The 23,909-nt window shown below is 69.4% G+C and carries 16 protein-coding genes and 1 pseudogene; 8 read left to right on the top strand and 9 right to left on the bottom strand.

What is annotated here, in order from left to right; all coding sequences use genetic code 11:
* Nucleotides 1-49: 49 nt before the first annotated feature.
* Complete coding sequence (locus CCO03_RS09050) at nt 50-1,237, top strand: phospholipase A (protein WP_087280107.1); 1,188 nt, start codon at nt 50-52, stop codon at nt 1,235-1,237.
* A gap of 58 nt (nt 1,238-1,295) precedes the next feature.
* Here CCO03_RS09050 and CCO03_RS09045 read toward each other — a convergent pair whose 3' ends face one another.
* The 3 genes from CCO03_RS09045 to CCO03_RS09035 all read right to left on the bottom strand — a co-directional run bounded on the left by CCO03_RS09045 (nt 1,296) and on the right by CCO03_RS09035 (nt 6,806).
* Entirely contained in the window at nt 1,296-2,258 is a 963-nt protein-coding gene (locus tag CCO03_RS09045) for an alpha-E domain-containing protein (RefSeq protein WP_087280104.1), read from the bottom strand.
* Nucleotides 2,259-2,383: 125 nt separating this feature from the next.
* Nucleotides 2,384-3,835, bottom strand: a complete 1,452-nt coding sequence (locus tag CCO03_RS09040; protein ID WP_087280100.1) for a circularly permuted type 2 ATP-grasp protein — start codon at nt 3,833-3,835, stop codon at nt 2,384-2,386.
* Between the two features lie 178 nt (nt 3,836-4,013).
* Nucleotides 4,014-6,806, bottom strand: coding sequence for a DNA internalization-related competence protein ComEC/Rec2 (locus CCO03_RS09035; RefSeq protein ID WP_087280097.1), 2,793 nt, complete (start codon nt 6,804-6,806; stop codon nt 4,014-4,016).
* Between the two features lie 185 nt (nt 6,807-6,991).
* Here CCO03_RS09035 and CCO03_RS09030 point away from each other — a divergent pair, with 185 nt between their 5' ends.
* The 4 genes from CCO03_RS09030 (at nt 6,992) to CCO03_RS09010 (ending at nt 10,839) form a co-directional block, all read left to right on the top strand.
* Nucleotides 6,992-7,984 (top strand): DnaJ C-terminal domain-containing protein, encoded by a 993-nt coding sequence (locus CCO03_RS09030; RefSeq protein ID WP_087280095.1) that lies wholly within the window; start codon nt 6,992-6,994, stop codon nt 7,982-7,984.
* Nucleotide 7,985: 1 nt separating this feature from the next.
* Nucleotides 7,986-8,315 (top strand): chaperone modulator CbpM, encoded by a 330-nt coding sequence (locus CCO03_RS09025; RefSeq protein WP_087280092.1) that lies wholly within the window; start codon nt 7,986-7,988, stop codon nt 8,313-8,315.
* Nucleotides 8,316-8,527: 212 nt separating this feature from the next.
* Complete coding sequence (locus CCO03_RS09020) at nt 8,528-9,403, top strand: SDR family oxidoreductase (protein ID WP_087284461.1); 876 nt, start codon at nt 8,528-8,530, stop codon at nt 9,401-9,403.
* 473 nt (nt 9,404-9,876) lie between these two features.
* Nucleotides 9,877-10,839: a Bug family tripartite tricarboxylate transporter substrate binding protein gene (locus CCO03_RS09010; RefSeq protein ID WP_087280086.1), complete on the top strand. Its 963-nt coding sequence runs from the start codon at nt 9,877-9,879 to the stop codon at nt 10,837-10,839.
* A 230-nt stretch (nt 10,840-11,069) separates the two neighbouring features.
* Here the strand turns inward: CCO03_RS09010 and CCO03_RS09005 are convergent, their stop codons facing one another.
* Entirely contained in the window at nt 11,070-11,627 is a 558-nt protein-coding gene (locus CCO03_RS09005) for an HNH endonuclease (protein ID WP_087280083.1), read from the bottom strand.
* A 298-nt stretch (nt 11,628-11,925) separates the two neighbouring features.
* Here CCO03_RS09005 and CCO03_RS09000 point away from each other — a divergent pair, with 298 nt between their 5' ends.
* The 3 genes from CCO03_RS09000 to lspA all read left to right on the top strand — a co-directional run bounded on the left by CCO03_RS09000 (nt 11,926) and on the right by lspA (nt 17,529).
* Nucleotides 11,926-12,933, top strand: a complete 1,008-nt coding sequence (locus tag CCO03_RS09000) for a bifunctional riboflavin kinase/FAD synthetase (protein WP_087280080.1) — start codon at nt 11,926-11,928, stop codon at nt 12,931-12,933.
* 662 nt (nt 12,934-13,595) lie between these two features.
* Nucleotides 13,596-16,385 (top strand): isoleucine--tRNA ligase, encoded by a 2,790-nt coding sequence (ileS, locus tag CCO03_RS08995; RefSeq protein ID WP_236904119.1) that lies wholly within the window; start codon nt 13,596-13,598, stop codon nt 16,383-16,385.
* A 604-nt stretch (nt 16,386-16,989) separates the two neighbouring features.
* Nucleotides 16,990-17,529, top strand: a complete 540-nt coding sequence (lspA, locus tag CCO03_RS08990; protein ID WP_087280074.1) for a signal peptidase II — start codon at nt 16,990-16,992, stop codon at nt 17,527-17,529.
* A gap of 358 nt (nt 17,530-17,887) precedes the next feature.
* On the opposite strand, the gene CCO03_RS08985 is transcribed toward lspA, so the two are convergent.
* The 5 genes and pseudogenes from CCO03_RS08985 to CCO03_RS08965 all read right to left on the bottom strand — a co-directional run bounded on the left by CCO03_RS08985 (nt 17,888) and on the right by CCO03_RS08965 (nt 23,826).
* Nucleotides 17,888-18,604: an N-acetyltransferase gene (locus CCO03_RS08985; protein WP_236904096.1), complete on the bottom strand. Its 717-nt coding sequence runs from the start codon at nt 18,602-18,604 to the stop codon at nt 17,888-17,890.
* Nucleotides 18,605-19,388: 784 nt separating this feature from the next.
* The gene (locus tag CCO03_RS08980) at nt 19,389-20,717 is read right to left on the bottom strand and encodes an HPP family protein (protein WP_087284455.1); all 1,329 of its coding nucleotides are present in this window, start codon (nt 20,715-20,717) and stop codon (nt 19,389-19,391) included.
* Nucleotides 20,718-21,618: 901 nt separating this feature from the next.
* Nucleotides 21,619-22,137, bottom strand: a pseudogene (gene cysE / locus CCO03_RS08975) (serine O-acetyltransferase); the annotation flags it as partial.
* A 134-nt stretch (nt 22,138-22,271) separates the two neighbouring features.
* A complete protein-coding gene (locus CCO03_RS08970) occupies nt 22,272-22,907 on the bottom strand; it encodes a DUF1877 family protein (RefSeq protein ID WP_157667603.1) in 636 nt (211 codons plus the stop codon).
* Nucleotides 22,900-23,826: an RNA methyltransferase gene (locus tag CCO03_RS08965; RefSeq protein WP_087280069.1), complete on the bottom strand. Its 927-nt coding sequence runs from the start codon at nt 23,824-23,826 to the stop codon at nt 22,900-22,902. Before CCO03_RS08965 ends, CCO03_RS08970 begins: the two co-directional genes overlap by 8 nt.
* Nucleotides 23,827-23,909 lie beyond the last annotated feature (83 nt).

Below are 23,909 nucleotides of genomic sequence, written 5' to 3'. Positions count from 1 at the left end.
GCCCCCTTCACCAGCCTGCGCGGCCCTGCCCCGCTCGCGCCCCATCGCCATGCCCCCATCTTTTGCGCCCGCCACGCTGTTCGCCGTGGCTTCCCTGGCCGGCTCGGTCCAGGCTCAGACTCCGACCCATACCCCCAGCATCCCGGTCATCGCGCCCGCCAGCGCCAGCTGGCAGGCCTGCACCGCCCTGCGCAACGACGCCGAACGCCTGAGCTGCTTCGACGGCTGGGCGGCGCAGCACACGGCCCGCACCTCGCCCGCTTCCGCCCCGACTGCTGCATCGAACCCGGCCGCCACGACAACGGCGGCAGCCCCCGCGGCCCCGGACGCACCGCCCGTGGCGATCACCACCAACCCGGATGTCGCCGCCGTGCGCCGGTGCAACGACCCCGACCAATCGCTGCTCTCGCGCGTGTGGGAGCTGGAGCAAGCCACGGACTGCGGCACCTTCACGCTGCGTGGCTACCGGCCCAACACCATCGCCGTGTCGGTGGCCAACTCGGTCAACCGCCAGCCCTACTCGCCGGCGCCCGGGCACCAAGCCTCGACGGAGCGCAATTTCCAAAAGCACGAGGCCAGGCTGCAGCTGTCGCTGCGCACCAAGCTGGCCAAGGGCATGTTCGCCGATTCCCCCGGCGCCATGGACTCGCTGTGGTTCGGCTACACGCAGCAATCGAACTGGCAGGTGTTCAACGGCGAGCTGTCGCGACCCTTCCGCACCACCGACCACGAGCCGGAAGTGATGTACATCTACCCGCTGAACCGGGCGCTGCCGGGCGGCTGGAACTGGCGCTTTGCCGGCATCGGCCTGGTGCACCAGTCCAACGGCCAGAGCCTGCCGCTGTCGCGCAGCTGGAACCGCGCCTACCTCATCACGGGGCTGGAGCTGAACCGCCAATTCACGCTGCAGGCCAAGGTCTGGAAGCGCTTCAACGAAGGCGCGGACAAAGACGACAACCCCGACATCAGCAACTACGTCGGCCGCGGCGAGCTGACCGCGGCCTGGCACGTGAACGAGGCCAACACGCTGTCCACCACGCTGCGCTCGTCGTTCGGGCGCACGACGCGCGGCTCGGCCAAGCTGGAATGGTTCCGCACCATCGGCCGCAACCTGGCCGGCGGGCCCGGCAGCCTGCGCTTCCACACGGCCGTGTTCACGGGCTATGGCGACAGCCTGATCGACTACAACCGCAAGCGCACCGTGTTGACGGTGGGCTTCTCGCTGATGGATTTTTGACAACGGGCAGTATGCCCCGCTTTCCGTTTATGTGATAACGGAAGGCGAGGCATACCCCTCAGTCCTGCTGCGGCAGCAGAAACTCTTTGCTGATGCGCCCGCCCAGGGCGTTGACCCGATCGAGGAATTGCGTGAGCCAGGCGTGCAGGCCCGTCGCCAGGATGTCGGCTATGCGGCCGTACTGCAAATCCGCCCGCAGGCGCCCCGCCAACCGCACCGATTCGCTGCGCGGATCGCTGGCCACCTGGCTCAGGTTGGTGACCACCTCGTTCATGCAGTTGGCCAGCGAACGCGGCAGGTCCGGGTGCAGGATCAGCATCTCGGCCACGCGCTCGGGCTTGACGACGTCGCGGTAGATGCGGCGGTAGACCTCGAGCCCGCTGACCGAGCTGAGCACCGCGCTCCAGTGGTAGAAGTCCTTTTCCTGCTCAGGCTGGTCCAGCGACGCGCCGAAGTACTCCCCCTGCGGACCGTGGAACTTCACGTCCACCAGGCGCGCGGTGTTGTCGGCCCGCTCGAGGAAGGTGCCCATGCGCTGGAAGTAGAACGCCTCGTCGCGCAGCATGGTGCCCAGGTTCACCCCGCGCGACAGGTGCGAGCGAAAGCGCACCCACTCGAAGAAGGTGGCCGGGTTGCGCTCCAGCATGTTGGCCTTGAGCATGCGCTGCAGGTCCAGCCAGGTCTTGTTGTGCGTTTCCCAGACCTCGGTGGTCAGCACGCCCCGCACGGCGCGGGCGTTCTCGCGCGCAGCCTGCAGGCAGGCCGCGATCGACGAGGGGTTGTCGAAGTCGCTGACCATGAAGGCCATGACGCCCTCGGGCGTGACCTCGTCGTGGCGCGCCCGGTAGGCGGGCAGCAGCTCCGAGATGGACAGCATGCTGCGCCAGCTGTCCTCGGCCGCGTCGGCCGACTGGGGCAGCAATGCGGTTTCCAGGCTGACGGTGAGCATGCGGGCGGTGTTTTCGGCGCGCTCGATGTAGCGGGCCATCCAGAACAGGTGATCGGCGGTGCGAGACAGCATGGCAATCCTCGGGCCTTCCAGGCCTCTGTGCATTCAACATCAGTATGCTTGTGGTGCCGTTCGTGTCAAAACGGCAATCAGGCCATACTCCCAAACAAAAACAGACGATTCCGGCGTCTTCTCGGTCAGGCCTCCAGGATCCAGGTGTCCTTGGTGCCGCCGCCCTGCGAGGAATTGACCACCAGCGAGCCCTCGGCCAGCGCCACGCGCGTGAGGCCGCCGGGCACGATCTGCACCGACTTGCCGCTGAGCACGAAGGGCCGCAGGTCGATGTGGCGGGGCGCCACGCCGCTCTCGACGAAGGTGGGACAGGTCGACAGCGACAGCGTGGGCTGCGCGATGTAGTTGTCCGGGTTGGCCAGCAGCGCCGCGCGGAAGGCCTCGATCTCGGACTGGCTCGCGGCCGGCCCGATCAGCATGCCGTAGCCGCCGGCGCCGTGCACCTCCTTGACGACCAGGTCTTTCAGGTTGGCCAGCACGTGCTGCAGGTCGTCCTTTTCGCGGCACATCCAGGTCGGCACGTTGTTCAGGATGGGCTTCTCGCCGAGGTAGAACTCGATCATGCGCGGCACGTAGGGGTAGATGGACTTGTCGTCCGCCACACCGGTGCCGATGGCGTTGCAGATGGTGACGTTGCCCGCGCGGTAGGCGTCGATGAGGCCGGCGCAGCCCAGCGTGGAGCCAGGACGGAACACCGTGGGGTCGAGGAAGTCGTCGTCGATGCGGCGGTAGATCACGTCCACGCGCGCCGGGCCCCGCGTGGTGCGCATGTAGACCTGCTGGTCCTTGACGAACAGGTCCTGGCCTTCGACCAGCTCCACGCCCATCTGCTGCGCCAAAAAGGCGTGCTCGAAGTAGGCCGAGTTGTACATGCCCGGCGTCAGCACCACGACCGTGGGCTCGCCCGAGGTGCTGGGCGCGCTGTCGCGCAGGGTGTTCAGCAGCATGTCGGGGTAATGCGCCACCGGCGCCACGCGGTGCGAGGCGAACAGCTCGGGGAACAGCCGCATCATCATCTTGCGGTCTTCGAGCATGTAGCTGACGCCACTGGGCACGCGCAGGTTGTCTTCGAGCACGTAGTAGCTGCCGCTGCCGTCCGGGTTGGCCGCGCGCACCACGTCGATGCCGCTGATGTGGGAGTAGATGCCGTTGGGCACGTCGATGCCCATCATCGCCGGGCGGAACTGCGCGTTCTGCTGGATCTGGTCCAGCGGCACCAGGCCGGCACGGATGATCTCCTGGTCGTGGTAGACGTCGTGCAGGAAGCGGTTCAGCGCCGTGACGCGCTGCACCAGGCCGCGCTCGAGTTCGGCCCATTCGGTGCTGGGGATGATGCGCGGGATGAGGTCGAAGGGGATGAGCCGCTCGGTGCCCGAGCCGTCCTTGTCCTTTTCGCCGTAGACGGCGAAGGTGATGCCGACATTGCGAAACAGCACCTCGGCCTCGTCGCGCCAAGCGCGCAGGGCGTCATCGGTCTGCCGGGCGAGCCACTTGTCGTAGGTGCCGTAATGCCCGCGCACCACCGTTTCCGTGCTGGCGCCCAACCGTTCTTCGTACATCTCGTCAAATCGACTCATGGGTCCTCCTTGTGTTGCCCCCAGTCCTGGGCAGACCGTGACAGGATAGTGCATCCGCAGCAAGTTCCAGGCCAGGGCGTTCACGGGTGTCTGCGAGACCGGCCAGGGCCTCGCGGCGCCGGCTCGGCTGCGCCGAGTATGGCCACGTACCCGTTTCAATTTTCTTAAACAGCGGGCATTACTGCGCCCCACCCGCACCGCCATCCACGGGCGAGGTGACGTGCCAATAGCGGCGGTCGAGCTCGCGCTGGCAGCGCACGACCTGCGGCGCCGCGCTGCGCCACTGCATGGCCCCACAGCCGGTGGTCACGCGCACCTGGGCACCCGCTGCCCGCGCGCGGCCCAGCATGGCGGGTGCGGGATGGCCAAAGCGGTTGCCATGGCCGGCCTGCACCAGCACCCAGTCGGGCCGCACCGCCTGCAGGAACGCCTCGCTGCTGCTGCCCCCGCTGCCATGGTGGGGCGCCATGAGCAGCTGCGCCTGCAGGCGCGCAAACGGCGGCTGGTCGCCGCCGTGGTCCCGCACCAGGGCCGCCTCCTGGCGCTGGCCGATGTCGCCCGTCAGCAGCACGGTGGGGGCGGCCTGGTCTGCGTTCGGCGCGGCCAGCACGCGCAGCACGCAGCTGCCTTCGTTGCGCGCGTGGGCGTTGGGCACCCAGTGCACCGAGGGGAACAGCACCTCGAAACGCACACCGTCCCAGGTCCAGTGCTGACCCGCCGCACAGCGCTGCCAGCCGGGGCGCATCGCGGGCCAGGGGTCGTCGGGCGCCATGCTGCCCCAGAGCTCGGCCCGGGGCTGGGCCTGCAGCACGCGTTCGGCGCCACCCGCGTGGTCTGCATCGGCATGGCTCAGCACCAGCCGGTCCACGCGGTCACCCAGGGCCCTCAGCAGCGGCAGCACCACGCGCTCGCCGGCATCGGTGACGGGGCCGTAGCGCGGGCCGGCGTCGTACAGCAGGGTGTGCCGGGCCGTGCGCACCACAATGGCGCTGCCCTGCCCCACATCCAGCGCCAACACCTCGAACTGTCCGGAATCGGGCCGAGGCGTGCGCCAAAACAGTGCGGGCAGCATCCAGGCCACCGCCAGCACGCGCCACCACACGACCTGCCGTGCACGCTGCACCACCACGAACAGCGTGGCCCCAGCGGCCGCCAGCGCCATCCAGGGCCAGGGCGCTGCCTCGACCTGCCAGCTGGCCTGTGGCCAGGCCGCCATCTGACGCAGGATGGCCAGCAACGGCTCGGCCACCAGCGCCGCCAATTGCCAGGCCATGGGCCACAGCAGGCCCAACAGGCACAGCGGCGTGATCAGCCAGGTGACCCAGGGCACCGCCACCAGGTTGGCCAGCACACCCACCAGCGACACCTGGCCAAACCAGCTCGCCGTGAGCGGTGCCAGCGCCACCAACAGCAGCAGTTGCAGACGCAGCAACTGCCAGCCGGCCCGCGTCAGCCAGGCCCACGGGCGGCGCCAGCCCGGTCGGGGCGGCGAATCGCTGGTCGCACTGGTCGAGTCGCCGGCCGATGGACTCGCCGACTGGCTGGTCGACACGTCGGCCTGGGTGGTCATGTGCAGCAGCACGGCCACCGCCACAAAGCTGAGCCAGAACCCCGCCTGCAGCAGCGCCCAGGGGTCGACCGCCACGACCAGGGCCATCACCAACAGCGCCTGGGTCAACCAGGGCCAGCGCACGCCCAGCTCGCGCAACACGCACCAGGCGGCCAGCATCAGCACCGTGCGCTGGGCCGGAATGCCCCAGCCCGAAAACGCCGAGTAAGCCAGCGCAACCGCCAGCCCACTCCAGCGTGACCACGATTGCCGGCTCAGCCGCTGCGCCGTCAGCCAGGCGGGCCGCAGGTGCAGCAGCAGCCGGCCTTGGAGCCGCCACCAGCCCGCCGCCAGGCCCATGGCCAAGGCCGCCAACCCTGTGATGTGCAGGCCCGAGATGCTGACCAGGTGCGCCACGCCGGTGTCGCGAAACACCTGCCAGTCGCCCTCGGCGATGCTGGATTGGTCTCCCATGGTCAGCGCGGTCACCAGCTGCATGCTGCGCGGATCGGCCGCGTGCAGCACCTGGGCGATCTGCTGCCGCACGCGCTCGCGCGTGCCCGCCAGGGTCCAGCCCGTCGGCGCCGCCACCTGCTGCGGGACCTCGCCCTGCCACAGGGGGCTGGCCGTGGCGGCGATGCCCCGGCTCCACAGCCACAGCTCCTGGTCGAAACCATGCGGGTTCATGAGGCCGCGCGGCACCCGCAGCCGCGCCGACAGGGCCCAGGTTTCGTGGGCGCGTAGGCCTTGCAGTTGCCGCACGCGCGCCATCACGGCCTCTGGCGCGTCCGGCCAGGGCTGGTCGGCCACGTGCAGCTGCAGCCGCATGGGCAGCGCAGGCAAGCTGGCGGGATGGGCGTCGCCTTCGCGGGTGGCCTGCTCCACCCACAGCACCAACCGCATGCCGCTGGCGGTGCGCACCGGCAGGTCGGCCACGCGCGCGGTCAGGCGCCAGGTGCTGCCGTCCAGGTTGGCCGGTAGCCGCTGCGCCAGCTGCATGGAGGCCCGCCACCCGGTGCTGGACCAGGCCAACACCCCGGCCAGCACCAGCCAAGCCAGTTTGCGCATCGCAGGCGGGGGCCACCCGGTGAGTCCGCGGCCCACCCATGCCGCGTGACGCAGCCAGCCCAGACACGCCAGGCCCAGCAGACCCATGCCACAGGCCAGGCCATAGCACCACCGCGCGCTCAACTGCGCTTGCTGAAGCTGCAGCGCCGTGCCCAGCACCCAGCCCAGGGCCAGCCAGCTGCCAGTCCAGGTGCGGTCCAGGGCAACGGCCGCCCGTTCGCGCCACCGGCCTGCCGCTTGGCGAGAGTCGGTCCCAGCCCGCCTGAGCTCCCCGACCCGCTGCGAGGCCTTGCGCCACACGCTGTTGTCCTGCGCTGCCACAGCCCCGCCCCCTGCGCCACCTGAATCGCTCATGCTAGTGCGCGCCTGCACGGCCGGCATTGGGACAGGTCCGCATGGACGCTGCGGGCCGGCCACCACACCCTTGCAGGTCTGCGCGTCCGCCCCATTCGGCCCGGCGAACCGCGTGCAAGCGGCTTGAGAACACCTTGGCCGGCCCCCACATGCGGGCCATTCGGACACACAGGCAAAAGGACACCATGGAATTCAAGGACTACTACCAGTCCCTGGGCGTGGACAAGGCCGCCAGCCCCGACGACGTGCGCAAGGCCTACCGCAAGCTGGCGCGCAAGTACCACCCCGACGTCAGCCAGGAAGCGGATGCCCAAGACCGCATGCGCGAGGTCAACGAAGCCTACGAGGTGCTGGGCAACGCCGAGAAACGCGCCGCCTACGACGCGCTGGCCGAAGAGGTCGCGCGAGGCGGGCGCCGCGCCAGCGAGGACTTCCGGGCCCGGCCAGGAAGGGCCGGAGAGGCACCGCCGGACTGGGAGCGCGGCTTCCACACCCAAGGCGGCCCCCATCCGGAGGAAGCCGACTTCAGCGATTTCTTTTCCACCCTGTTCAGCAACATGGGGCAGCGCCGGCGCGAGGGCGCCCCTCAGTCAGACGCGCCACAGCGGGGCGATGACCAGCACGCCCGCATCGAGATCACCTTCCGCGATGCCTTCCAAGGCGCCACCACGCAACTGGACCTGCGCGCCCTCGAATGGGGCGACGAGGGCCAACCACGCTGGGTCGACCGTCGGCTCGAGGTCAAGATCCCCAAAGGGGTGCGCCCCGGCCAGCTGATTCGCCTGGGCGGCCAGGGCTTGCCCGGCACCGGCGGCGCGCCGGCCGGCGACCTGTTGCTGGAGGTGGCCATGGCCCCGGACCCGGTCTACCGGGCCGACGGGCTGGACATCTACATGCAGACGCCCGTCACGCCCAGCGAAGCCGCGCTGGGCGCCAAGATCGAGGTGCCGACCCCGGCCGGCACCCGCGTCGAGGTCACGGTGCCGCCCAATGCCCGCCCCGGCATGAAGCTGCGCCTGAAGGAGCGCGGCTTTGCGGCGCCCGGCGAGACCGGCCACCTGTACCTGGTCTTGGAGCTGGCCTTGCCCCCGGCCCTGGACGACGCCACCCGCGCCGCCTACCAGGCCCTGGCCGAGGCCACGCGCCACTTCAACCCTCGTCAACACCTGGGAGCCTGACATGAGCCAGACACCGCAGCCCCTCATCGGCGTGGATGAGCACCTGACGGCCGAGCAGCTGGCGCGCCTGTGCGGCGCGCAGTTGCAATGGATCAGCGAACTGGCGCAGGTGGGCATCATCCGCGTGCACAACATCGAGGCGCCCATGCAGCAATGGCGGCTGGGCAGCGCCGACCTGCGCCGCGCGCGCGCCGTGCAGCGTCTGCAGCGGGAGCTGGAAGCCAACCTCGATGCGGTCGCGCTGATCCTCGACCTGGAGGACGAGATCCGCCGCCTCAAGTCCCTGCTGATGACCGTCCAACGCGCCGGCCCCATGCTGGACGTGGACTGAAGCGAGTCGGGCCGAGTGGCGCGAACATCATGCCATCTCATGGGGTATCAGCCGATTTTCGTTTTTCATGAAACGGATTCCACCTCATACTCGTCATGCCTTGACCCACCCGCCACGCCGACGTTGAACGCCGCCGGCGTCCTCATCGGGACAAGCGGCCATGCGGGCCCGTGCTCAGATGCTGGCCCCTCATCCTGCTTTTGGAGACCCGCATGTTCGAGCGCGACCTGTTTGCCGGCCAACGCATCCTCATCACAGGCGGCGGCACCGGCCTGGGCCTGGGCATGGCGCACACGCTGGCTGCGCTGGGCACCGAAATCCACATCTGCGGCCGCCGGCTGGAGGTGCTGCAACAGGCGGCGCACACCCTCGCCGCCGACACCGGCGCCACAGTCGTCGCCCACCCGCTGGACATCCGCTCGCCCCAGGCCGTGGACGAGGCCATCGCGCGGCTCTGGGCCGAGCACGGCCCGCTCACCGCCCTCATCAACAACGCGGCCGGCAACTTCGTCAGCCGCACCGAAGACCTCAGCGTGAACGGCTTCCATGCCGTGTCGGACATCGTGTTCCGCGGCACCTTCTACGTCACCCAGGCCGTGGGCAAACGCTGGATCGCCCAGCGGCTGCCGGGCGCGGTGCTGTCCATCGTCGTGACCTGGGTGGACACCGGCTCGCCCTTCGTCGTGCCCTCGGCCATGTCCAAGGCCGGGCTGGACGCCATGACCAAATCGCTCGCCGTGGAATGGGGCCCCAAAGGCATCCGGTTCAACGCGATTGCGCCCGGCATCATCCCCACGCAGGGCGCCAGCAGCCGGCTGCGGCCGCAGGTCCAGGGCAACGAAAAGCTGGCCGATCAGCGCACCCTGCAAAACCCCACGCAGCGGCTGGGCACCCTCGATGACCTGGGCCACCTCGCGGCCTACATCCTGGCCCCCGGCAACACCTGGCTCAATGGCCAGACCATCACGCTGGACGGCGGCGACGCCCTGGCCAACGGCGCCTATTTCAAGGAATACCTGCACTGGGACGACGCGCAGTGGGCCGAGGCCAAGCGGCTGGCACTGGCCGCCAACCCGAAAAGCAAGTGACGCCGACCCGTGCCGCCCGACAAGGCCCCGGGTCGTCGCGTGAGTGAACCCTCGACATTCACCCTCGCCCACCTCATGCCATCCAAGCCGATCGCCCCCCGCATGACCTGGACCCCCACCCGGCAATGGCTGGTCTTGCTGCGGCCTGACCTCGCGCTTGCTGCCCCTGGGCGGCACGCTGGGCCCGGCCAGGAAGGGCCTGTGGTTCGGGTTCACCATGACCAACGCCCACTTCACCCTGGCCTTCAAAGCCGCCCTGGCCTGCGCTATCAGCCTGACCCGGCTCGTTTGGGGATGGCCACGCCGCCGCTGTGCAGGCAAAACCAGTTGCGCCGCCGGGCTGTACCTGTGGTGCGTTGCCGGGGTGGCGGGGCTGGGCCCTCAATGACCCAGTCGCCAACCGGTATACCCACAATGTCGATGTCAAATTGCCATTGACAGCGGCATACCCTCTACACAACAGGAGTCTTGTCATGAAGAAATGGATGTGCGTTGCACTGCTGGCGAGCAGCACCCTGGCCTGGGCCCAGGCCGACTTTCCGAACAAACCCGTCAAGTTGCTCGTGCCCTACGCCCCCGGCGGCTCGACCGACGTGCTGGCCCGGGCCCTCGCCAAGCACCTGGCCACCGAGCTGAAGCAACCCGTGGTGGTCGAGAACAAGCCCGGCGCCAACACCCGCATCGCCGCCACCGCCGCCGCCCGGTCGCCGGCCGATGGCTACACCCTGTTCATGGCCAGCAACGCCAGCATGGTGCTGAACCCCCTGCTCTACAAAAACCTGAGCTACAGCACCCAGGACCTGACCGTGACCAACATCCTGGTCGAGGCACCGCTGGTGCTGGTCACCAACCCTGCCACTCAGATCAAGACCCTGGCTCAGCTGCAGGCCTACAACAAAGCCAACCCCGGCAAGCTGAACTACGCCTCGGTCGGCCTGGGCAACCCGCTGCAGCTGGCGACCGAGATGATCAAGACCCGGCTGAAGATCGACGCCACCCACGTGCCCTTCAACGGCAGTGCGCCGGCGCTGCAAGGGCTGATGGCCAACGACACCCAGTTGATGCTGGACGTGGTGGGCACCTCGCTGCCCCACATCCGCGCCGGCAAGCTGGTGGCCCTGGCCACCACCGGCACGCAGCGCTCGGCCTACCTGCCCGACACGCCCACCGTGGCCGAATCGGGCTGGCCCGGCTTCCAGGCCGCCACCTGGTTCGGCGTGGCGGTGCCGGCCGCCACGCCGCCCGCCGTGAAGTCGACGCTGCAGCAGGCCATCGACGCCGTGATGCGCAAGCGCGAGTTCAACGCCACCGTCATCAGCCAGTTCCTGGCGCCCAAGCAGCCGCAGACGGCCGAGCAGCTGCAGCGCTTTTTGCAGCAAGACAGCGCCAAGTGGCGCAAGGTGATCCAGGACAACCAGATCGCGCTGGACAACTGAGGCAGGCTTGGGCGCCCGATGCCCAAGCCATCAAGCATTACCACAGTACCACCACATTGCCGATGATCAATCATCGGATGCAGCACCATACTGCGTCATTGGATTGATTTCATGGGCGGCCCCGCCCATCGCCGCAACCCGATGCCAGCCACTCGGTCCTGATGCGCTTCAACCCTCGGCACGAGGCCCGTGGCACGAGCCCGCAGCGCGTGGCCCGCGGCGCGCCTGGCTCAGCCATGCAGGCGCGAGTGCTCGGGCAGGTGCGCGGTCAAAAACGCCATCTGATCCGCCAGGATGCGGCGGTTGCGCAGGATGAAGTCTTCCCACAGGTTGGGCACGTAAGGCGCGTACAGCAGCGGCATGCGCGCCTGCTCGGGCGTGCGGTTGCCCTTGCGGCTGTTGCAACCCCGGCAGGCGGTGACCACGTTCATCCAGACGTCCTGCCCCTGCTGCGCCAGCGGGCGGATGTGCTCGCGCGTGAGCTCGTGCTCGTGGCCATGCGTGCCGCAGTAGGCGCACACCCCGCGGTCGCGGGCAAACAGCTTGGCATTGGTCAAGGCGGGGCGCAGCGCAAACGGGTTGATGCGCGGCATGCCCTTGGTGCCGATGATGCTGTTGATGGCCACGCGCGACTGGATGCCCGTGACGGCGTTGTGCCCGCCGTGAAACACCGCGACCTCGGCGCCCAGCTCCCAGCGCACCTCGTCGGCGGCGTAATGCAACACCGCCTCCTCGAGCGAGATCCAGGATTGCGGCAACCCCTGTGCCGAGAGCTTGAGCACCTTCACGTTTGTCCTCCTTGCGGTGCGTGGCGGCTCGCCACGCGGGAACACCCATTTCGGAAACCTGGCCGTTGACCTGCTGCGTGCCTGGCGCCTGTCAGCCAGACACCCGCCCCATCCCCAGGCAGGCCGGATCTGCACAGGCGACGGGGTTCACCCCGGGTCAGCGTCACAATATAGCGTCAATTCGTGACGCAGACACGCGCGTTTTGCCCATGTCCGCGTCAGCTGCAGCTATCAAATCCATAACGCTGCACACCAGGCTCACACCGCTGTCCCCTCCCGGTTCCCTCAAGGTCACGCGATGAAGATCTTTCACGGCCTGCCGCCCGCAGGCCTCAACCCCCAGGGCTGCGCCCTCACCATCGGCAATTTCGACGGCGTCCACCGCGGCCACCAGGCCATGCTGGCGCTGCTGAAGAACGAAGCCGCGCACCGTGGCGTGCCCAGCTGCGTCATGACCTTCGAGCCCCACCCGCGCGACTTCTTTGCCGCCCGGCTGAACAAGCCCGAGCTGGCACCGGCGCGCATCGCCACCCTGCGCGACAAACTGAGCGAGCTGCGCCGCTGCGGCGTCGACCAGGTGCTGGTGCTGCCCTTCAACGATCAGCTGGCGAGCCAGCCGCCGCAGGACTTCATCGCCAACATCCTCATGCGCGGCCTGGGCGTGCGCTACGTGCTGGTCGGCGACGATTTCCGCTTCGGCGCCAAGCGCGCGGGCGACTACGCCATGCTCGACGCCGCGGGCCGCAACCACGGCTTCGACGTTGCGCGCATGATGAGCTACGAGGTCCACGGCGCCCGCGTGTCCAGCTCCGCCGTGCGCGAGGCGCTGGCGGCCGGCGACATGGCGCTCACGGCCTCGCTGCTGGGCCGGCCCTACGCCATCTCGGGCCACGTGGTGCACGGGCGCAAGCTGGGCCGCCACCTGTCCGAGAGCCAATCCGGCCAGGCCGATGGCTTTCGCACCCTGAACCTGCGCTTTTCGCACTGGAAACCGGCGGCCAGCGGCATCTTCGTCGTGCAGGTGCATGGGCTGACCGACACGCCGCTGCCCGGCGTGGCCAACCTGGGCGTGCGGCCCTCGCTCGATCCGAACGACGTCAACGGCGGCCGCGTGCTGCTCGAAACGCATTGCCTGCAGTGGCCGGCTGCGCTCGGCGCCGAAGGCGCCTACGGCCGGGTCGTTCGCGTGGACCTGCTGCACAAGCTGCACGACGAGCTGCGTTACGAGAGCCTGGATGCCCTGACGGCCGGCATCGCCCAGGACTGCGCCGACGCGCGCGCCTGGCTGGATGACGGCCGGATCTGAGGCGCGGGGACGGGCACGCCAAGGCCATCGCACCCACAAGGCCTGCTCAAGCAGGGCGCGAAGGCGAACCACCGCAGCGCGCCCTCGCCAGCCTCCACAACGCCCGAGGCGTCACGGCTCGGCCCGCCAGGGCCGCCTCGCCCCCTGGGCTAAAATCACGCGCGTGAAACCGCTGTCCTCCCTCTGCTGCGCCAGGCGCCACCGTCGCCAGCGGGCCCCCTCAGCCCCCTCGCGGCCCGTTGTGTGGCCGCAGGCGGCTGGGTGGCAGACACCTCGGCACAAACCCGTCGCCAGACCACACGCGATCGAATTCAGAGGGTATGAGCCTGTTGCCGTTGACGCATGAACGGCAACCTACCCATACCCCATCAGGTGCTGCACACCTCCGCCGGATTGACACGGCCTTGAGCCCCGCCCCGGTTGGCCGCGCAGCCCACCTCCGCCCCGTTGTCCCTTTGTGGCCCACCCCGCAGGCCTGTTCGCCGCGCGCGGTGGCGCAAGCCCTTGGCTTGCAACCACTCCACTCCCCATTCGCCATGTCCAACGATCACACCCACGGCAACGCGCCCGCGCCCCAGGGCAAAGCCAAGGCCGACGCCGGCAAGCCCGAGGCCAAGTCGGCCTACGCCCACACGCTGAACCTGCCCGACACCCCCTTCCCCATGCGCGGCAACCTGCCCAAGCGCGAGCCCGACTGGGCCCGCCAGTGGGACGAAAACGGCCTGTACCACCGCCTGCGGGCCGCCCGCGTGGGGGCGCCCAAGTTCATCCTGCATGACGGCCCGCCCTATGCCAATGGCCAGCTGCACATCGGCCACGCTGCCAACAAAATCCTCAAGGACACGATCGTCAAGGCGCGCCAGCTCAAGGGCATGGACGCGATGTACGTGCCCGGCTGGGACTGCCACGGTTTGCCCATCGAGAACCAGATCGAAAAGCAGTTCGGCCGCAACCTGGGCCGCGACGACATGCAGGCCAAGAGCCGTGCCTACGCGACCGAGCAAATCGCCCAGCAAATGGTCGACTTCAAGCGCCTGGGCGTCATCGGCCAGTGGGACAACCCGTACAAGACCATGAACTTCGCGAACGAGGCCGGCGAGCTGCGCGCGTTCAAAAAGGTCATCGAGCGCGGCTTCGTCTACCGTGGCCTCAAGCCCGTGTACTGGTGCTTCGACTGCGCCTCGTCGCTGGCCGAGTTCGAGATCGAGTACCAGGACAAGCAAAGCCAGACGCTGGACGTGATGTTTCCGGCCGCCGAGCCGGCGAAGCTGGCTGCCGCCTTCGGCCTGCCGCAGCTGGACAAGGACGCCTTCATCGTCATCTGGACGACCACGGCCTGGACCATCCCGGCCAACCAGGCGCTGAACGTCAACCCCGAGCTGGACTACAGCCTGGTCGACACCGAGCGCGGCCTGCTCATCGTCGCGTCGGCGCTGGTCGAGAAGTGCCTGGCGCGCTGGAAACTCGACGGCACGGTCGTCGCCACGGCCCAGGGCGAAAAGCTCAACCACATGCCCTTCAAGCACCCGCTGGCCCATGTGGATGCGGGCTACGACCGCCTCTCGCCCGTCTACCTGGCCGACTACGCCACGGCCGAGGACGGCACCGGCATCGTGCACTCGGCCCCGGCATATGGCGTGGACGACTTCAACTCGTGCATGAACAACGGCATGAGCTACCAGAGCATCCTCAATCCGGTGCAAGGCAACGGCGTGTACGCGCCCGAGCTGCCGATGTTCGGCGGCCAGCACATCTGGAAAGCGGTGCCCGTCATCATCGACGCACTGAAGCTGGCCGACCGCCTGCTCGACAGCGTCACCATCACCCACAGCTACCCGCACTGCTGGCGGCACAAGACGCCGGTGATCTACCGCGCGGCCGCCCAGTGGTTCGTGCGCATGGACGAAGGCGATGGCGTGTTCACCGATCCGGCGCAAAAGCCGGCCCGCACGCTGCGCCAGATCGCGCTGGACGCCATCGAGCAAACCCACTTCTACCCCGAGAACGGCAAGACCCGCCTGCGCGACATGATCGCCGGCCGGCCCGACTGGTGCATCTCGCGCCAGCGCAGCTGGGGCGTGCCCATCCCGTTCTTCCTGCACGTGGATTCGGGCGAGCTGCACCCGCGCACGATGGAGATCCTGGACCAGGCCGCCGACATCGTCGAAAAGGGCGGCATCGAGGCCTGGAGCCGCGTGACCTGCGAAGACATGCTGGGCGCCGACGACGCGCCCCACTACAGCAAGAGCACCGACATCCTCGAGGTGTGGTTCGACTCGGGCTCGACCTTCTGGCACGTGCTGCGCGGCACCCACCCCGACAACCACCACGAGAACGGCCCCGAGGCCGACCTCTACCTCGAAGGCCACGACCAGCACCGGGGCTGGTTCCACAGCTCGCTGCTGCTGGCCAGCGCCATCTTCGAGCGCGCACCCTACCGCGGCCTGCTGACCCACGGCTTCACCGTCGATGGCCAGGGCAAGAAGATGTCCAAATCGCTGGGCAACACGGTCGCGCCGCAAGAGGTCAGCAACAAGCTGGGCGCCGAAATCATCCGCCTGTGGCTGGGCGCCACCGACTACTCGGGCGATCTGGCCATCGACGACAAGATCCTCGCCCGCGTGGTCGACAGCTACCGCCGCATCCGCAACACGCTGCGCTTCCTGCTGGCCAACATCAGCGACTTCGACCCCGCGAAAGACGCCGTGCCCATGGCCGAGATGCTGGAGCTGGACCAGTGGGCGCTGACGCGCGCCGCCCAGCTGCAGGCCGACATCCTGGCCCACTTCGAGGTCTACGAGTTCCACCCCGTGGTCGCCAAGCTGCAGAACTACTGCTCGGAAGACCTGGGGGCGTTCTACCTCGACGTGCTCAAGGACCGGCTCTACACCACCGCGCCCAAGTCGCTGGCGCGCCGCTCGGCACAGACCGCGCTGTGGCGCATCACGCACGCCCTGCTGCGCTGGATGGCACCCATCCTCAGCTTCACCGCTGAGGAGGCCTGGGCCCTGATCGGCGATTCGGACTCGATCTTCGTCGAGACCTACGCCGTGCTGCCCGCGCCCGACGACGAGCTGCTGGCCAAGTGGGCCCGCGTCGACACCCTGCGCCAGACCGTCAACAAGCAGATCGAAGCCGTGCGAGCCGAGGGCCTGGTGGGCGCCTCGCTGCAGGCCGAAGTGGACCTGAGCGTGGGCCACGACGACCTGGAGCTGCTGCACAGCCTGGGGGGCGAAGCCGCCTTCGCCTTCATCACCTCGGCCCTGCGCCTGCATGCGCTGGACACGGCCGACGCCGAGCCGCAGGTCGTGGTCACACCCAGCCCGCATGCCAAGTGCGACCGCTGCTGGCATTACGAAGCCGATGTGGGCGCCCACGCCGAACACCCGCTGCTGTGCGGGCGTTGCGTGAGCAACCTGTTTGGCGAGGGCGAAACGCGTCACTTCGTGTGATGGGGTATGCAGCCATGGCCGATGATTGACTGTCGGCCATGGCCGCATACGGGTTCAACCCGGCACCCTGAACTCACCTGATCGCCCAGCGCCATGTGACGGTTGCGCCCGGCAGCTCATAACGGCTGCGGACGGGATGTGAACACCGCATCGGCTGCGCGGCTGCGCTTCGGCTTCCGGGCGGCAGGCGACTCGGGGTCGGCAGTCCGGTCAACCCGGCCCCGCCAGGTTGACCCAGCACCCAGGCCCAGCGCACGCCGCCGGCACCGGCAGTGATTCGCCCAAGGCCCGCCGAGCCGCCTCAACCCCCTGCCGGGATGCCTGTGGGCACGCCGCGATGCTGGCGCTTGTGCCAGATCGGAGTGACCGCGCCGGCACAGCGGCACGGGTGGCTTCGTGGCCCGGATCTCACGGCCGACCTGCCACCTCGCTGCCCTCACCTCGCCGACCCACCTCACCGACCCACCTCACCGAACCATCGCGCCCGAGCCAACGCCGCACCCAAGAACCCGCTGGCTGCGCATCGCTTGCCCGCATGCCCCCTGCCCCTCAAGCCCACCGCCGCTGCCGCGACAATCGGCGCACCTGAACACCGCACCGCTGCATGAACACCGCCACCCCCTTGACCCCCTCCAACCCCATCAGCTGGGCCAAGTGGCTGCTGCTGTCGGCCAGCATCATCGCGCTGGACCAGTGGACCAAGGCCCTCATCGTCAGTCACTACCAACTGGGCGACGCCACGCCGGTCACCGGCTTTTTCAACATCGTGCGCGCCCACAACGAAGGCGCCGCCTTCTCGTTCCTGGCCGGCGCCGGCGGCTGGCAGCGCTGGCTGTTCACCGCCATCGGCATCGTGGCGGCCGTGCTCATCACCTGGATGCTCAAGCGCCACGCGGGCCAGCGGCTGTTTTCACTCGCGCTTGCCCTCATCCTGGGTGGCGCGCTGGGCAACGTGATCGACCGCGTCTGGCACGGCCACGTGGTCGACTTCCTCGACGTGCACTTCGCCTTCCTCAGCGGGCTGTTCTACGGCGGCCACTTCCCCGCGTTCAACGTGGCCGACATGGCCATCTCGGCCGGTGCCGTCGGCCTCATCTTGGACGAAATCCTGCGCTGGCGGCGCAGCCGGCAGGCCCTGGCCTGAGGCGCGAACGCCGGCGGCTTGGGCGGTGGGACGGCACGCGCCGCGTGGGCTGCAAGGCACCTGCGCCAGGACACCCTCGGCGCGCATTGCGTGCGACGCGTGTCATGGGCGGCCTGGGCGCGGCGCTGGCTGCGGCGGAACTCGCAGGCGCAGATGCACTGCGGCACGCAGGCCTTGCAGCCAAGCGCGATGTGTGCGGTCTCTACAAGCAGTATCACTCGATTGCCGTTTCTTGATAAACAGCAAGCCGCACATACTCCATCCGTACTCAGACGAGCGGCCAAGCGGCTTGATGCATGTGGCTGCGACCCGCGCCGGAATCTCGTGTGACCGCCGCACACGCTGCGCGTGGTGGCCGTCAGGCGCCGCCACCGCCCATGCGCGTGGCCTGGGCAAAGGCGTGCAACGAACACCCGTTGGCAAGCAGCAGGCGCCGCGTGCTGCGCTGGTCGAACACCGCGTCGGGCGGACGTTGCGGGCCCAGGTAGGCCAGCTGCTTGGCGTCGGTGATGGTCACGTAGTGGCTCTCGTGGCTGCGGGCCAGGTGGTTCCAGAGGCCGTGGGCGCCGGGCGACTGGCGGGCCCCGCTGAGCAGGTGGATGCCTTGGTCCAGCACCTGGCGGTAGACCGCGCTGGCGATGCCGCGGCGCTGGTAGCCGGGCGCAAAGCGGGCGTGTGGCGAGCGCACCCGGCGGTCCGTGCGCCGGTCCACCTCAACCAGGCGGTTGAACACCACGTAACCGGCCAGCCTGCGGCCGGCCCGGTCTTCCACATAGGCGAACCACTCGCCATCGGCCTCGCGCCAATGCAGGGTGAACTGCGGGTCGTGCAGCGGCCGCTGCGGCAGGCCATGCAGCCGGTTGCCCGGCTGGCACAGGCGCTCGTAGATGGCTTCGAGCTCGCCATCCACCAGCGGCAGCATCACGTCGATGCGCAGCTCGGTCACGGGATTGCCCAGCGCGGGCGGCGGCCAGCACGCGCGGACACCGGCCAGCCAGTGCCGTGCGGCGCGGGTGAACAGCGGCCAGGGCGCGAGCGCACCCAGGCCGGGCGAAAAAGCCAAGGCAGAGGTCATGAAGCAGACAGGCACCAACCCGGCGCCAAGCCGGGCCGCGCCCCCAACACGGTGAGGCGAGCCCCTGCCGGATCAGGCCGGCAAGGCGGGATGCTGCGGAGGAAGAGGCTGCTGGCGGCGTCAGGCCGGCCGGGAGATGGCGCCTGCGTGCTGCGGCCCTCGCGCTGCCCGGTTCCGCTCAGGGCAGCGCATCAAGGCCGTGCTGCCTGACGCGGACCGATGTTCAGGCGCGCCGCATCACGCTCACGCAGGCGCGCCGCGGTGGCAGGCCAGAAAGCGCAACGCAAGGGCAGCAGGATGGACATGGAGGGGCGTGGCGCAGGGCGCGCCGAGACGGCGAGGGCCCGATCTTAGGCCGAGCGCAACATCGCACTGAAACAGTGCGGAATGGGCCGACGCCGACCTGCGCGGGCACGGTGATCCCCTAGCGGGCGAAAAATGAGGACAGCATGGCGAAATGGCCGTTCACTGAATCTCGATCTGGAACGGGAACTCCCTGTTTCATCGCCACCCCGCGCTGGGCGATTCACCGCGCCAAGGCGCCCGTGCCGGCCACACCTGCGTCCAAGGGCTGGCCGATTGCCGCCGCAGCGCAGCCCGCAACGCGTTCTCGACCTTCAGCTCAATCAACGACAAGGTGCTGCTGGTGGCCGAGCCTGGCCCAAGGCTCCAGCCACAACCCAGGAAGTCCAGCCCACAACTGTTGGCCGTCTAAGCAAAAGCAGACGCGCGCCATGCGCGCCTGGCCACCATCCACCGTGGCAAACCGTCGGAGGCGCTGCGATCAGGCCGCCTGACCCGCGGACACGGCCAGCGGCACCGGCACCGGCGCAGCTGCGGGCTGCAGCAGCAGTCGCATGAGGTCGGTGCGCGTGATCACCCCGACCAGCAAGCCCTGGCGCAACACCGGCACGCAGGGCACCTGGTGGCTCGCCAGCGTGTCCAGCAACTGACCCACCGGGGTTTCGGGGTCGACGGTGAGCGCCGACGGCAGCACCAGCGCCCCGTGGTGCAGCAGCGCCGTCTGGGCCAGGGGCGTGCGGCCCCCTGCGCCGGCCGTCTCGTGCCGGTCGCCGGCGTTGCGCTCGATGCGCTGCGCATGGTCCGGCGCCTGGGGCCGGAACCAGCGCCAGCGACGGCGGGCAGCCGCAAGCGGCGAGGCGTTCTCGGGGGGGGTGCCGGCCGGCGCCGGCAACGCTTGGGCCGGGTCCGTCGGCGCCAGCGCCCACAGGGCCTCGAACAGGGCACTGCGCTCGAGCAAGCCGAGCAAGCGGCCCTGGGCATCGACCACCGGCAGGCTTTTGACGCGGTGCGCCTGAAAGCGGTCGGCAATCGCACCCAGCGGCTCGTGCAGCTGGCAGCTGACGGGGTGCGGGCTCATCAGCTGGCCGCAGTGCACGCCGCCCAGCCGGCGTTCGATGGCGGCGTCTTCGGCGGCCACGATGAGCTCGGCCAGGTCTTCGGCGTCCAGGTTGTTGGCCTGGTCAAAGCGCAGCAGCAGCGCTTCCAGGTCGGCCGTGGACAGGCCCAGGCGCGAGCCATGCCGCGCCGGCGGCGGGGTGCCGGGTGCTGCACCCGGCGTCGGCAGGTCGGCGTGATGCGGGTAGCGCCGGCCCGTGGCCCGGTGGTAGACCACCCCGGCAAACACCAGCACCGCGGTCATGAAACCGATTTGCAGCAACAGCAGCCACCACGGCGTGGCCAGCATGACGGGCGCGGACAGCGCCATGAGCATGGCGACTGCGCCCCCGGGCGGGTGCAGGCTGCGCGTGGCCAGCATGCAGGCGATGGCCCCGCCCACGGCCACGGGCGCCCACCAGTCGGGCGGCAGCATGTGCAGCACCAGCACGGTCCACAGGGCCGACACGGTGTTGCCCACGATGCACGAGAACGGCTGCGCCAGCGGACTGGTCGGCACGGCGAACACCAGCACCGCCGTGGCACCCAGCGGCGCGAACAGGTGCAACGCGAACTCCGGCGCAAAGCGCGCGTCGAGGTAGACGATGAGCGCCGCCATGGCGATGCCGAAGGCCGCGCCGGCCACGGTGCGGGCAGCATCGGGCGCCGGCGGGCGCGGCACCATCGGCCCCCAGGCCTTGAGCTTCAACGCCATGTCCACCCCTCTGCGGTTGCCCATTCGGCCCGCGCGGCCCCCGGCCGATGGTTGCGGGCTGGCGCGAGACACCCGCCATCGGACCGAGCCGCGGCACAAGACCGGCTTGTCCCCGCGCGCTCAAGGCCATCGCGGTGGGTGCGTCCCGACAGGCGGGCTGCGGGGCCAGCGGCGCACGCGCGCCGCCGGCCTCTGCGTGCACATCCAAGATCAGTTTCTGACAGTATCGGTCGTTTCTCGTTCATGTTAAATCGCCTGTTCATGCATACTGCGTGAACCTCAAACAAACCCATGCACCCTTGGCCCGCATGCCGGCCCTTGCTGTGCGTCGTCTGCATGCCCCGCACCCCACTCACTTGCCCATGATCTGGTTCAGCTGCGCGGCATCGAAGCGGGGCCGATGCGCGACATCGGCTGGCAGGCCGTCGGTGTGCAACCGCTGGCTGAGCTGCTCGACCGCCTGCCACAGCAGGGCGATCTGCTCGTCCTGCTCGGCCGTGCCGGCGATCAGGCCACGCAGGGCCTGCGCCAGCGGGTCGTCGCCCGAGGTCACGCCATAGGCGACGAAGCCCCCCGGCTGCGCAGGCGCGTGCTCGGGCGATGCACCTGCGCCCGCGTTCGTGCCCGCACTGGCGGAACCCGCGCCGGACGCGCCGCGGTCGGCTGTTGCGGCGGCTGCGCCCAGTGCCTCGGCCGGGGCACCGGGGTGCCCCGCCAGCCCCGAGCCCACCGACGCCACGGAGGCGCCTGGCACCGTGGCGGGCGTCGCGCTCACTTCCCTGTGTGCGGGCGCAGGCGAGTCCTGGGACGCGGTGTGAAGCGCCCGGGGCGCCAGGGCCTGCGTGCCCCCAGGCACCGGCTGAGCGGGTGCGGGCTCAGCATGCGGGCTTTCCGCCAGCGGCGCGTCGGCCACGATGACCCGCGCCGGGTTGCCCACGGCGGTGGCACCGGCCGGCACGGGCTTGGTGACCACGGCCGCCGAGCCGATCTTGGCCCCCTCGCCCACCGTGAAACCGCCCAGCACCTTGGCGCTGGCGCCCACGACCACGCCGCGCCCCAGCGTGGGGTGGCGCTTGGCGCCTTTGTCGAGCGACGTGCCACCGAGCGTCACGCCCTGGTAGATGGTGCAGCCATCGCCCACCTCGGCCGTTTCGCCGATCACCACGCCCATGCCGTGGTCGATGAAGACGCGGTCGCCGATCTGGGCGCCCGGGTGGATTTCGATGCCGGTGAGGAAGCGCCCCCAGTGGGACAGCCAGCGCCCCAGCCAGCGAAAGCCCCGCCGCCACAGCGCGTGGGCCACGCGGTGAAACCAGATGGCGTGCAGGCCGGGGTAGCAGGTGATGACCTCCCAGCGCGTGCGCGCGGCGGGGTCTCGGTCAAGGATGCACTGGATGTCGGAGCGGAAACGGGTGAACATGGCAGCAGCGGCGCGGGCCGGTCAGGCAATTCATGAGATCAGGGGTATGGCACGGCTCGCGTCAAATGGATAACGCCAACACACCCATACCCATCCAATGGGTGACCCGCATCAACAACAACGGTGCGCGTGCATCAGGCGTCCACCGTGAAGATGACCGCACGCCCGGCCGCAGCGGCACGGGCAAAAAACGCGGTCAAGTCCTGGAAGTTGGCCCAGGCATCGTCGAAGTCGGCCTCGCCCAGGCGGTGCGCGTAGCCGCGCTGCTTGATCTGTCCGTAGCGCTGGCGCAAGCCCTCGCGCGTGACCTGCGCAGCGGCCTGCGCCACGGCCGCCACCTGGTCCGCCGTGACCAGCGAGACCGTGTAGTCGTCGTTGCAGCTGAGCTGGCGCCCGCCGCAGACGAGCAGGTTCAAGGGCGACTCGCCGCCTTCGTACAGCAGCTTGCCCTTGCAAAAGCAGCGGTGGATGGGATCCCAGGCCTTGTCGGTCTCGCACAGCCACCCTTCGGCCTGCAGGGAGGCCCAGGCTGCTTCGAGCGCATCCACCTCGCGCTGCACGGCGTCGCCCTCCTCATCGCCGTCGCCTTCTTCTCCCTCGTCTTCGTCTTCGTCCTCCTCCGCCTCGTCGCCGGCTTGCGCCCGCTCACGTGCGTGAGCGACGGCTTGGGCATAGGCCTCGGCGTAGGCCTCGGCATCTGCCTCGGCAGCCGCCAGCAGCCGGGCCTCTTGCTCGGGGGTCAGGGCAAAGTGAACGCCGCGTTCAGCCATGTGTGCTCCGGTTGGTCTGGGCATCGGCCGGTGCCTCAGCCCGTTGCGCGCCGACCTGCGCCGCCTGACGCAGCATGGCTTTGGCGATGCCGCGCAGGATGTGGATGTCTTCGGGCGTGGGCTGGGCGCGGTTGAACAGCTGGTTCAACCGCGGCATCAGCTTCTTGGGCGCGGCGGGATCCAGGAAATCGACCGCCACCAGCGCCGCCTCGAGGTGCTGCAGCATGCCGGCCACCTGGGCGGCGTCGGCCTGACGCGGCGCCTCGGCCGTGCGGCCGGCTGCACTCGAATCCGCAGCCTGCAGGCCGGGGACGCCGAAGCCCCCCAGGGCCTGGCGCCACTCGTAGGCGATGAGCTGCACCGCCGCCGCCAGGTTCAGCGAGCCGTAGTCGGGATGCGTGGGGATGCTGAGGCAGACGTGGCAGCGGTAGACGTCGTCGTTGCGCATGCCATAGCGCTCGCTGCCGAACAAAAAGGCCACGCCCTCGGGCGCATCGGGGCGGGCGGCATCGCCGGCGGCCGCGTCGGCCTCGCCCAATGCGTCGATCGGCGTCCCCTCGCCTGCCAGCATCACGGGCGCCAGCGCGGAAACCAGCGGGCCGCCTGGCCGCCCCAGCAGCCGTTCGAAATGCGGGCGCGGCGCCACCGTGGGCGGCCCGAAATCGCGCGGCGTCATGGCCGTGGCGCACAGGTGGCTCATGCCGTCCAGCGCCTCGTCCAGCGTGGCCACGCTGCGGGCCTTGGCCAGCACATCGTGGGCGCCGCTGGCCCGCTCGATGGCCTCGTCGCGCGTCAGCACGTCGGGCCAGCGCGGGGCGACCAGCACCAGGTCGTCAAAGCCCATGACCTTCATGGCGCGCGCCACCGCGCCCACGTTGCCGGCGTGGCTGGTCTGGATCAGGATGAATCGGGTTTTCAAAACAGTGTCAAGGCCAGTATCACAAGCCTGCCGTCAATGGGTGTTGATCTGTGCGAGCATACTCATCGCCGACCCAGCCTGTG

This window comes from Comamonas serinivorans, from assembly GCF_002158865.1.
In the GTDB taxonomy this organism is placed as follows: Bacteria; Pseudomonadota; Gammaproteobacteria; order Burkholderiales; family Burkholderiaceae_C; genus Comamonas_E; species Comamonas_E serinivorans.
The sequence above is the reverse complement of the archived record's forward strand: the minus strand, read 5'-3'. Positions and strand labels throughout refer to the sequence as shown.

What these genes read in the sequence shown, in the direction of transcription:
- CCO03_RS09050 (WP_087280107.1), top strand. Translation starts at nt 50, where the DNA reads ATGCCCCCATCTTTTGCGCCCGCCACGCTGTTCGCCGTGGCTTCCCTG.
- CCO03_RS09045 (WP_087280104.1), bottom strand. Translation starts at nt 2,258, where the DNA reads ATGCTGTCTCGCACCGCCGATCACCTGTTCTGGATGGCCCGCTACATC.
- CCO03_RS09040 (WP_087280100.1), bottom strand. Translation starts at nt 3,835, where the DNA reads ATGAGTCGATTTGACGAGATGTACGAAGAACGGTTGGGCGCCAGCACG.
- CCO03_RS09035 (WP_087280097.1), bottom strand. Translation starts at nt 6,806, where the DNA reads ATGAGCGATTCAGGTGGCGCAGGGGGCGGGGCTGTGGCAGCGCAGGAC.
- CCO03_RS09030 (WP_087280095.1), top strand. Translation starts at nt 6,992, where the DNA reads ATGGAATTCAAGGACTACTACCAGTCCCTGGGCGTGGACAAGGCCGCC.
- CCO03_RS09025 (WP_087280092.1), top strand. Translation starts at nt 7,986, where the DNA reads ATGAGCCAGACACCGCAGCCCCTCATCGGCGTGGATGAGCACCTGACG.
- CCO03_RS09020 (WP_087284461.1), top strand. Translation starts at nt 8,528, where the DNA reads ATGTTCGAGCGCGACCTGTTTGCCGGCCAACGCATCCTCATCACAGGC.
- CCO03_RS09010 (WP_087280086.1), top strand. Translation starts at nt 9,877, where the DNA reads ATGAAGAAATGGATGTGCGTTGCACTGCTGGCGAGCAGCACCCTGGCC.
- CCO03_RS09000 (WP_087280080.1), top strand. Translation starts at nt 11,926, where the DNA reads ATGAAGATCTTTCACGGCCTGCCGCCCGCAGGCCTCAACCCCCAGGGC.
- ileS (WP_236904119.1), top strand. Translation starts at nt 13,596, where the DNA reads ATGCGCGGCAACCTGCCCAAGCGCGAGCCCGACTGGGCCCGCCAGTGG.
- lspA (WP_087280074.1), top strand. Translation starts at nt 16,990, where the DNA reads ATGAACACCGCCACCCCCTTGACCCCCTCCAACCCCATCAGCTGGGCC.
- CCO03_RS08985 (WP_236904096.1), bottom strand. Translation starts at nt 18,604, where the DNA reads ATGACCTCTGCCTTGGCTTTTTCGCCCGGCCTGGGTGCGCTCGCGCCC.
- CCO03_RS08980 (WP_087284455.1), bottom strand. Translation starts at nt 20,717, where the DNA reads ATGGCGTTGAAGCTCAAGGCCTGGGGGCCGATGGTGCCGCGCCCGCCG.
- CCO03_RS08970 (WP_157667603.1), bottom strand. Translation starts at nt 22,907, where the DNA reads ATGGCTGAACGCGGCGTTCACTTTGCCCTGACCCCCGAGCAAGAGGCC.